At 18.6% G+C, this 10,825-nt stretch carries 9 protein-coding genes; 7 read left to right on the plus strand and 2 right to left on the minus strand.

Annotation, left to right across the window (positions count from 1 at the left end; translation table 11 throughout):
- The 6 genes from V9D86_RS02280 to ftsH form a co-directional block, all read left to right on the plus strand.
- A partial coding sequence (locus V9D86_RS02280) for a DUF2963 domain-containing protein (protein WP_334331187.1) occupies positions 1-200 on the plus strand: 200 nt, incomplete at its 5' end.
- A gap of 511 nt (positions 201-711) precedes the next feature.
- On the plus strand, positions 712-849 hold the full coding sequence (locus V9D86_RS02285; protein WP_334331188.1) for a hypothetical protein: 138 nt from the start codon (positions 712-714) through the stop codon (positions 847-849).
- A 469-nt stretch (positions 850-1,318) separates the two neighbouring features.
- Positions 1,319-2,062, plus strand: coding sequence for a YitT family protein (locus V9D86_RS02290; RefSeq protein ID WP_334331189.1), 744 nt, complete (start codon positions 1,319-1,321; stop codon positions 2,060-2,062).
- Positions 2,063-3,593: 1,531 nt separating this feature from the next.
- Complete coding sequence (locus tag V9D86_RS02295; RefSeq protein ID WP_334331190.1) at positions 3,594-4,340, plus strand: M41 family metallopeptidase; 747 nt, start codon at positions 3,594-3,596, stop codon at positions 4,338-4,340.
- 166 nt (positions 4,341-4,506) lie between these two features.
- Positions 4,507-5,790 carry a hypothetical protein gene (locus tag V9D86_RS02300; RefSeq protein ID WP_334331191.1) on the plus strand — a complete coding sequence of 428 codons (1,284 nt, stop codon included), beginning with the start codon at positions 4,507-4,509 and terminating at the stop codon, positions 5,788-5,790.
- Positions 5,791-6,011: 221 nt separating this feature from the next.
- Positions 6,012-7,442 (plus strand): ATP-dependent zinc metalloprotease FtsH, encoded by a 1,431-nt coding sequence (gene ftsH, locus V9D86_RS02305; protein WP_334331192.1) that lies wholly within the window; start codon positions 6,012-6,014, stop codon positions 7,440-7,442.
- A gap of 991 nt (positions 7,443-8,433) precedes the next feature.
- Here ftsH and V9D86_RS02310 read toward each other — a convergent pair.
- Positions 8,434-8,814 (minus strand): hypothetical protein, encoded by a 381-nt coding sequence (locus V9D86_RS02310; protein ID WP_334331193.1) that lies wholly within the window; start codon positions 8,812-8,814, stop codon positions 8,434-8,436.
- A gap of 381 nt (positions 8,815-9,195) precedes the next feature.
- Positions 9,196-9,411 carry a hypothetical protein gene (locus tag V9D86_RS02315; RefSeq protein ID WP_334331194.1) on the minus strand — a complete coding sequence of 72 codons (216 nt, stop codon included), beginning with the start codon at positions 9,409-9,411 and terminating at the stop codon, positions 9,196-9,198.
- Positions 9,412-10,571: 1,160 nt separating this feature from the next.
- Between V9D86_RS02315 and V9D86_RS02320 the strand changes: the two genes are divergently transcribed.
- On the plus strand, positions 10,572-10,825 hold a 254-nt coding region (locus tag V9D86_RS02320), incomplete at its 3' end, for a hypothetical protein (protein ID WP_334331195.1).

Here is a 10,825-nt window from a genome sequence, read left to right on the forward strand (position 1 = left end):
TCACTCAATATCAAGCTGATGGTAAAATCATTAAGGTTATTTACGAATATAATAAAGATACTGGTAAATTAATTAAAAAAATTAATTATAGTCCTAAAGGCGAAAGTATTGCTAATATCATTGAATATGATAAAGATAGTGGTCAAAAAATAACTAAAGATGAACTACAACAATTATTTAAAAAAAAAGAATTTAATTAAAGCAAAAAAACCAAGAATCTAAAAAAGCTTAAATGATAACAATTTCACAAAACTGAATGTTGTTATTTCCAAGTTTTAAAAAATTATCAAGAGCAATGTTATTAATATATTGTAGGATATATTTAAGACGTTTGTTATTTTAATAAATAACAAGATGAAACAATTTATAAAATATTTTTCATAATTTAATATGTTAAACAATAACTTATGATATTTATTTGATAAAATTTATATTTATTCAAAAATAATATTAGAAAACGTATATACTAATTAACTATAAATTAAACCAAATATTTTAAAATTAAACTAAAAACCGACTTTAAAATGTCGGTTTTTTTTGATTTATAAAATAAAAACTTATTTAAAAGCTTTTCACTAATTATTAAAATTATAAAATGATAGTAATAATTTTTCTATAGATAAAAATTATTATTACTATTAATGAAAAGGTCATTAACTCATAAATTTTATTAAAAAATGTTCGCAAATAATAGTTATTGTTTTAATTATTTTGGTTTTGGTTGGTGTTATTATTTACCAGAGAACTACAATAATTACACCAACAGAAAAAACCCCAGAAATTAATCTAAAAAAAATTAATTCTGAAATCATTAATCAATCTAAAAATGAATTTTTATTCGATGGTTAGTTTTAAGGAATAAATCAAATATCCTATATTTGATTTGTAAATTTAAAATTAATATAATATATAATAATAAATAGAAATTAAATTTAAAAAAATCCAAAAGAAAAAAACTTTTCTAAAAAATATTTTTTTATGTTAATTTAAATTAAATTTAATAAACGATTTTTTTAATTTATTTGGATGTTTTTTTGTTATCATTTTCTGGTTTTACAGTCAATTATTATATTTTGGTTTTAAAATTAGTATAATTTCTCATATTATTAATGTTAATAAAATAAATTTTAAAAAAGTTTTAAACTTACGATTTCTGAATATTAATATTTGAAGTAATTTTTTATTATTAATTAGTTTTGATACTTAATACTTTAGATATTATATAATATAAAAAAACATATTTATTTATATTTAAATAATAATTTCTGATTTTTATTTTAATTATAAATTCATAAATAAATGGAAAGTTTTAAAAATAATGAAAATTAATTTTTATAAATGGGTTTTTATTTTTATTAATATTTTTATTTTAGCTATAGGAATAAATTTGTTTTCTTTTGAAAGCGATTTTGTAAATGGTGGAATAGATGGTCTATGTATTGTTTTAGGCAAGTTATTTCCTCAACAAATTACAAATACTCCTGGTTTTTCGTATAATTATAATTCATATGTAATATTAAATATACTAGCTTTAATTTTATGTTTTTTTAGAGAATCAAAAACTGTTTTTTTAAAAACTTGTTTAATTGTTTTTATTTTGATATTTAATTTAAAATTTTTTTCATATTTACAACATAAAGAAGCAATAATATTTAAACTAAATGAAAAAATAAATATTTTTTATTTTTTTAAATTTATTAATGATGATTATTTTAAATTTTTTACTGATCATAAAACAAATAAATTTCTTCATGCTTCTATTTTTGGTGGCATTATTTTTGGTTATACTTTAGCTCAAATTAGAAAATATGGATATACTACTGGTGGTATGGATATTTATCAAAAATTTTTAAAAGAAAAAATTAAGTTATCTTTTACTTCAATTTTATTTTTAACTGATGGAGTATTAATTTTTCTAGCTTTTTTAAATGATTTTATTAATGACCAAATTAAAAATCATATTTTAATTCATATTTTTAATAGAGTTTTTTTACCTCTTGTTTCTTTATTGATTATTGGTTTTATCATGAATAAAGTTCTCTTAAAATCGAAAAATTCTTAAAGAATAAATTTTAAAAGAAAACTATAATCACTTTACTACCTTTCCTTGGTTGAGAGGTAAATCAATGAACAACGCAATGAGGATTATAAATGATTAATTTTAAAAAACATTTATCATTATTTTAAGTTATTTTATTTATTGGTTTAGGTTTATGTTTAATTATTAATAACAATCATAATATGGTAGTTTAAAAAAAACAAATTTTGAATAAAAAAGAAATTTTAGATGATGAAAATTATCAGTATTTTTTATAATAACAAATAATATTACAACAATAGTTATTTAATGATGTTTTAACAAATACAAAAAAAAGATTTAATTATAAAATATAATTATCTAAATCAAAAAATAAAAAATTACTAACAAAAAATAAATAATGGTTTATTATTAGATTGATGAAAAAATCATGACTGATATTTTTGAATATGATAAAGAGAAGTTACTCTGTAAAAAATAAATCACCAAAGTTGAAGATGAACTAAAATAATTACTTGAATAATAAGAAATTATCAAATTATAAAAAATAATCCAAAATTACTTAGATGAACATAAAGTAAAATTTAAAATTAAATTTAAGTATCTTTAAATCTGGCTAAATTAAGAAGATTAATGTTATTTTTAAACAGGGTATAAAATTTATATTTATGAGGAAATTAGAAAAAATTAGGCGCAAAATACCTAAAAATTTATTTTTAAGATCATGATTATATAATTATTCAAGAAATTTTATATAATTCAAAAATTTACTTTCCTCATGAGGTAAATAATCAATGTTCGTTATTTTATAAATATATTAATGAATATGAGAGGTGTTTTAAAAGTTTATATAATTTTTTAAAAAACAAAAATTGTTGAAATTCTTCAATATTTCATTTATGTTTTAATATTCATAAAAAATAAATTATGTTATAATTAAATTGTAAATGTAAAAAAAATGTTAATTTTTATCGTTAAATTTTCGGAAGCACTTTTTTTATATAATGATAAATAGTACTCTTATTTATCAACTATTTTATTATTGATGTTTATTTTGTGCGGGTTGGGTTTTCATTACAAATATAAATTAAATTTAATCAAAACTAAAATTAAAAATAACTTTCTCAAATAATTATCAATTTTATAATTAAAACTATATTTATTGTGTGATAACATATAAAAAATAATATAAATACAATAGGTAAAATAACAATCAAATTATATATGTTAAATATATTTAAAATCATCAAATAGTTGAAATATATTTATTATATTTATGATTAAGTTATATATTTGATAATTAAGAATGTTGAATAATATATCAATATTTGATAATAAATTCATCATAAAGATTAAAAATAATATTAATTTTATAAAAATAAAAATCAAAAAATTATATAGCTTATAATACAATACGAAAATTAATTATTTTTTATGTTAATAAATTATTTATTTTATCAAAATATTATCGAAAATCTATTACAAATTAATAATATAAATATTATTAGTTGACGAAAAATATTTTTTTGTTTTATTGGAGGTAATAAATTTTTATATGTTTAAAAATAACGACAAATATTATTATCATGATAAAATAAATCCAAAACATAAGTCAAAAAATAACAAATTTTTTGTTTTTATAATATTATTATTGGAAATATTATTTTTGAGTTTTATATATTTAAATCATCAAACCAGTATTGATAATTTTTTTTGTGATGTTTATCGATATGTATTTTCTAACTCATCCGATGAAACTATTTCTGATCAAGAATCTCCGACATTCGATAATATTGATTATCAACAACATTATTCAGAAGAATATTATACTGCTTATCATGAAGCAGGTCATACTTTAATTTCTTTATATTTGCAATCAAATAATAAATATCGAACAACATGTCAATTTGTTTCGGCTAATATTATACCTCGAAATAAATTTTTAGGTGTAACTAATATTCTTTATTTTTCAAAACAACCTATGTTAGAAGTTTTAGTTAGTGTGGGTGGGTTTGCAGCTGAATTGATTTTAAAAGATGATAATAAGATTCCTTTTTATAAAGTAGGAGAAGGTTGTGGTTCTGATTTAACGTCCATTAAAAAAAAATTATTAGAACATCAATTTTCTGAATCTCAAATTAAAAGATTTATTAATATAGCTATTCAAAAAGTTAAATTTATTTTTAAACACAATAAAAAATATTTAGAATATATTGCTGAATTATTATTATCTCGTAAAAAAATTACTTATAAAGATTTACAAAATATTATTCCTTATTTAAAAAATAAAATTAAAAATTAAAATTTTGGAAATTAAAAAAACAAATAATCTTCTAAATATAATGAAAAAATATAAAAAACAAGTTAAAAAAGCTTTTAACTTGTTTTTTTGGTTTTATATTGTTATAATTTTTAGAATATTAAAAGTAAAAATTATTTTCAGGATAAAAGTTATTGGGGTATGAATGTTGAAAAAAATTAAATTAATGTTATTGAAAAATAAAAAAAATATTATAATAACTTCTTTGATATTGTTAATAGTTGGTGTTATCAGTTTGTTCTTGTTTTATGATTATTCAGAAACAAATAAAGAATATATAGAACAAAAAAATCAAGAACGAGAATATAATCTAATTACACCTAATGATTTTAAACAATATATTCCAGACACTGGACAATTAATTTATTTAGAATTTATCAAATCTAAAAATAGTAATAATTTAACAAAATTAAGTGATTTTGCTAAAGCTTTATATTATGCGATTGATAGAAAAAAAATAGTAGAAATCAATAATGAAATATTACAACCAACTTCAGTTTTATTTACCAAAGAATTTTTTCAAGATCAAAAATATTTTAATTCTCCTTTTTTTTCTCAAAGTTCAGAAAGTAACAAACTTTATCAGGAAATTGATTTAGTTAAACAAGGTTATGATTTTGATAAAGCTTTAAAATTCTTAACTGTTAGTTGGGACCAATTAACGGTTGATCAAAAAAATGAAAATTATCAAATTAAAATTTATGATGACATGGATATGGAATACATGAAAGTTAGTTGTGATATAAAAGATATAGATAATGATGTTAATCATGTATTAGTATCATTAAAAAAAGATATTAAAACCAAAATAATAGAAAATATTAATCATTTATTTAGTATTTTCATTAAAAACAAGGGTTTAAAATCAGAACAATTAACTTTAATCGAAGTTGATAAAAAATATGAATCTAATTTAGCATTACAGAATTTTTTATCAAAAAATGATCCTTATCATGATTTTACTGATTGTCTACAGAATATTAGATATTATTTTTTTCAACATGAAGAAATATTAAACAATAATCAAAAAATAACTTTTGATTTTTTAGAATTAAAAAATTTTTTAGAGGCTAAAAAAAATTCTGGCGCAGAAATTGATGAAGGTTTTTTTCAAGGACGAACACCCCAAGAAAATATTATTATGAAGGATATTCCGGAGGATGAACAATTTCTTTGGCAAGAAATGAGTTATCCTGGTATCAATCAATCGGATGGTACTTTGAATTGCACGATGGCACAATTTTGGGATTTTTTTGATCAATACATTCAAAAATTAATTTCGTATGATTTCCGAAATATTTCTGTTGAATTACAAAAAGTTAAACAAAAAACTTATGAAGAAATATTTGAAAAAATATTATGTTCTGTTTTTAAAACATATGTTTATATTCCGATTGCTGTTTTAATAGAAGATTATAATCAAAGAAATTAAAATATTTCATTAATAATAATTTTAAATAAAAAAGGACTTTTTCGCTTATGTATCATAAAAAAATTTTAAATTTTTGGAAGAAAATTACCTTAAGAAATACTATTTTTGTTTTAATTTGGTTTTATTTTTTCTGTTTTATATTAACAAATTTAGATAAATTTGTATTCAATCCGGAATCTTCACAACTAATTTATCGATTTAGAAAAATTTATGACATAAATATGTTTATTCAAAATGATATAAAAGCTCCAGTAAGTTCTTTTTTAGCTCCTATTAGTACTTTATTATTATTAGGATATTGGGGGACAAATTTTCTTAATGCTGCTCCAAATTCTAAAAAATATAAAGTTTCTTCAGAACAAAGATCTCTGTTTACTTTTAAAGATGTGGCGGGTAACGTAGAAGAGAAAGAAGAGATGAAAGAATTAATTGATTTTTTAAAACAACCTCGAAAATATAAAGACATCGGAGCTGTTATTCCTAAAGGTGTCTTACTAGAAGGTCCTCCGGGTACTGGTAAAACTTTATTGGCGAAAGCTTTAGCGGGGGAAGCGAAGGTTCCTTTTTATGCTGTTTCTGGTTCTAATTTTGTGGAAAAATATGTTGGCGTTGGTGCTAGTCGGGTAAGAGAATTATTTCAAGAAGTTCGAAATCATGTTCCTTGTGTGTTGTTTATTGATGAAATTGATGCTTTAGGTGCTAAAAGAAGTGGTTTTGATAATTCAAACGGTGGTTCTTTAGAAATAAATCGAACTTTAAATCAATTACTAACTGAAATGGATGGTTTTAACAAATCCCAAGGTATTATTGTGATCGGTGCTACTAATCAAGCGGATATCTTAGATCCTGCTTTGTTAAGACCTGGAAGATTTGACCGTAAATTTACTGTTGGTTTACCAGATGTTAAAGCTCGGGAGGCAATTTTAAAAGTGCACGCTAAAAATAAACAAATTTGTTCGGAAGTTGATTTTCAACAATTAGCGAAACAAACTTTGGGGATGAGCGGCGCTCAAATAGCTGCGGTTTTAAATGAAGCTGCTATTTTAACAATTCGTAATCAAAAATTTCAAATTAGTATGGAAGAATTAATAGAAGCGATTGATCGAGTTTTAATGGGTCCGGCTAAGAAATCTGTCAAATATGACGTTGAAGAAAAAAAAATGGTGGCTTATCATGAAGCCGGACATGCTGTTCTTGGGATAAAATTAAAACATGCACAAAAAGTACAAAAAATAACTATTATTCCGCGGGGACATACGGGTGGATATAACTTAATGATTCCTGAAAAAGAAACTTTCTTTTCTTCGCGAAAAAGAATGTTAGCACAAATTCAATCATTTTTAGGTGGTCGAGTAGCGGAAGAATTAATTTTTGATGATATTTCTTCGGGAGCATTTGATGATTTTAAACAGGCAACTAAAATTGCTAGATTAATGGTTACTAAATATGGAATGAGTGATTTAGGAGTAACCCAAGATTCTGAATTTTCAGATAAAAAAATGATTGATTTAGAAATTAAAAAAATAGTTGATGATTGTTATGGTCAAACTCAAAAGATAATGGTTGAAAATAAAATATTATTAGATAAAATTGCTAATTTACTTTTAAAAAAAGAAACAATTACACAATTAGAAATAGAAAAATTAGTTTAATGAAAATTTGATAATGATTAATAAATTTAATTTTAACTATAATCTTATAATTTTTATTATTCACCATAGAATAGGTATTTTGAGGTTCTAATTGTGAAATTATATTAAGTTTGGTTGAATTTAATTATAATTTATTGCTGAAAAAGAATAAATCACAAAATAATAATTTAAAAATTATATTTATTAAAAAAAATGTTTTTGTTTAATGGTATTTATTTTTTCATTTGATGATTTTTTTAACAATTAAATATTTTAATTATATCACCGATTTGGTGATTTTTTTAATATCTAAACAAGGTTAATTATATATTGATAGAAAGGTTTTTTCTATTTTAATTTTTTCATTACTTATATTAATTGATCATAAATAAGTATGTTGTTTTTGAATTTTTAAATTATTAATGTTGATGAAATAGGTTCTATTTTGGTTCTATTTTAATATATTTATTGTTGTAATATAAAAAAAAGACTCTTCGAAGAAAAGTTTGAGAGTTGTTAGATGCTATAATCATAATTTATTTATTTATTAATAATGTAAAATTTATTTTAATGTAAATTATTATGATTAATATTTAATTGTCATTTGAACATTTTTATAAAAATTAATGAGTTTTTTTTATTAAAAAATAGTATTTTATTTTTACTATATTTGGTTTAAAATATTTTTTGTCAAAAAAAATGTGATTTTCAATACTTGATTGATTTTTAATTTAAATTATAGCACTTTTTAATAAAAAAATAGTGTTAATTTAATTTTATTTTTAATTAAAAATAAAAAAATCATTACCATATTAAAAACAAAAATAAATGATAATTTTTATTTTTGTTTTTAATTTTATTTAATTTCGTAAATATCTCGATTAGAAAAAGTTAATTAGTAAAATTTTTATTAGAAATTTCAGTAGTAAAAAAATATTTATTATTGGGATGATTAATTTTATGATTTAAATTCAAAATTAAAATATTTAAAAAACTAAAATTTTGTATATCTTTATATAGTATGGGAATAATTGTTGCCTCTATAAGGATTTTGGTCATGATTTTGATGATTTGTTTGTTGATTACAATTACGGATTTTTATTAAAATTATTATTTGTTGTTCTAGATTAATGATTATTTGTGTTAAATTTTGATATCTTGATTCTAAAATTGATATCATTTCGGAATTACTATTTTCATAACTTAAAATTTTTGTAATTATTTGATTTCTTTCGATAGATAATTTATTAATTTGATCATTTATTTTGTAAATTTCTGATTCGGTGTTGTCGTTATGATTTTCTATTGCCATAATATAATGATTACTAAATAAGATAAATAAACAAAATAAACTAAAATTAATTATTTTAAACGAATTTTTTAATTTTAACATTATAAATATACTCCTTATTTTAATATTTGTTCTTATTTTGAGAATAATTTTTTGAGAGATTTTAAAGAGAAAATTATTTTTGATTTTTAATAGATTTTCTATGAAAAAAATTTTATTTTTTTAATAATTTAAATTATTTATTATTCAAATAGTAGTTTTTTTGAATTCGGAAAATTTTATTTTCATTTTCTCTCCGTTTATTATATTATCATATATATCTTTTTCTAATCATGTTAATTTTAGGTTATGAAGTTTTTTTTAATATTCAAATGGGGGTTTATAAATATAAGTATTTATTTGTTCGATTTTTAACTATAATATAAATAATTTTTTTTAAAAAATATATTTATCATTGATGATCAAAAAGATAATTGTTCATTATTAAAGATTTATTTTTTCCATAAGATATTGGATAAATTGTTTCCAATAAGAAGAAATATTATATAAAAAATTGCTATTATTTTGTAAACCTAAAAGTGTATTAAAATCAATGTTCAATGAATAAGTTTTTTGAATATGATAATGATATAAACAACTACCGATGATAGCTCCTAAAATAAATATAATTATAGTTTTGATGATGCTTGAAAAAAACATATTTTTTAAACTTCCTTTCTTGTTTATATAAATTAAAAAAAATAATATTTTTATTTTTTTATAAAAATAAAAAAATTAAATTTTAAAATATAGATTTTAGTGGAGATATCAGGAATTGAACCCATATATATTAATATTTTTTATGATAAAAAATCTCCATAATAAATATTTTAAACAAATTATTAAATATATTAAATAAATAATTGATATAATTAAAGTTTTTTTAACGAGACCATTTATAAAATTATTTTTTAATTTTTTTTATTGAAACTTCGGTAAAGAATAAATATCTTTAATTTTATTAAGATATTTTTATTAAGTTTTTTTAAATATATTTTTTTTATTTTATTATAATGGTTTAAAATCTTTTTTTTAATAATTTTTTGATTTTATCATTATGATAATATTATATGCTATTATTTTAATAAAAAATAATTTTTGAATAAAAATCTTAAGATAAATATTATTTTTTTAATAATATTCATTATTTTTTTATTAAAAAATCAAATTTATTTGTTTTTTATTATTTTTTAGTAATTATTATTGATTAATCATGGATAAAAAATGGAGGAATTTTAATTATATTTTGATTTTTTAAATAATTTTGATTGTTTTAATGATATCATTATTGGTTGGCATATTATTAATTATATTTTTAAAAATAATAATTTAAATATTTTATGTTAATATAAAATATTTTAAATCTTAATAATGTTATTATATTAATTTTTGCTAAATTTTTTAAGATATTATTTTTTGATTTATTTTATAAATTAACTAGATGGTAATTATTTGGTTAAATGTTATTATTTAGTTTATTAGACATATAATAATATTTTAACATTTATTTGTTTGTTTTGTTAATTGTTCTATTAACAAAATGTAATAAAATTTTGATCAGAAACATTATTTTGATTATTAGAGCATAAAATATGATTATGAAATTAACTATTAATTAATAAAAAAATAACATTTTAATGATTTTTTAAATAAAATTATAAATTTAAATCCAATAAATAGTTATTAATATAATTAAATTAATAAAAAAATTATTAATTTATAAAAAGTTAATTAACTAAAAATTTAATAAATATTGAAAAATAAATAAAATATTTAACATAAAGATTAGAATAATAAATAATAATGAAAGGAAAAAATTTTTGTCAAATAATAATTATTTTTTTAAAAAATTAATTTTTATATTTTTGTTTTTTTTGGTATTAATATTTTTAATTAGGAAAAGTTTATTTTCTAAAAATAATAGTTTAAATAAATCAAATAAAACACTATTGGATACGAAAAATTTTGTTTTATATAGATTTAAATTAAATAAATTAGAACAAGAAAAAGTTGATTTACAAATTAAAATTGATAAGTTAACTAACGATAAAGAGCAAGAAATAACCAACTTAGA

The sequence above is a fragment of the Candidatus Phytoplasma prunorum genome, from assembly GCF_036924415.2.
GTDB classification, from domain to species: Bacteria; Bacillota_I; Bacilli_A; order Acholeplasmatales; family Acholeplasmataceae; genus Phytoplasma; species Phytoplasma prunorum.

Bases quoted from the DNA above. Each gene is read 5' to 3' on its own strand.
- V9D86_RS02315 (WP_334331194.1), bottom strand. From the start codon at position 9,411: ATGTTTTTTTCAAGCATCATCAAAACTATAATTATATTTATTTTAGGA.
- V9D86_RS02295 (WP_334331190.1), top strand. From the start codon at position 3,594: ATGTTTAAAAATAACGACAAATATTATTATCATGATAAAATAAATCCA.
- ftsH (WP_334331192.1), top strand. From the start codon at position 6,012: ATGTTTATTCAAAATGATATAAAAGCTCCAGTAAGTTCTTTTTTAGCT.
- V9D86_RS02310 (WP_334331193.1), bottom strand. From the start codon at position 8,814: ATGTTAAAATTAAAAAATTCGTTTAAAATAATTAATTTTAGTTTATTT.
- V9D86_RS02290 (WP_334331189.1), top strand. From the start codon at position 1,319: ATGAAAATTAATTTTTATAAATGGGTTTTTATTTTTATTAATATTTTT.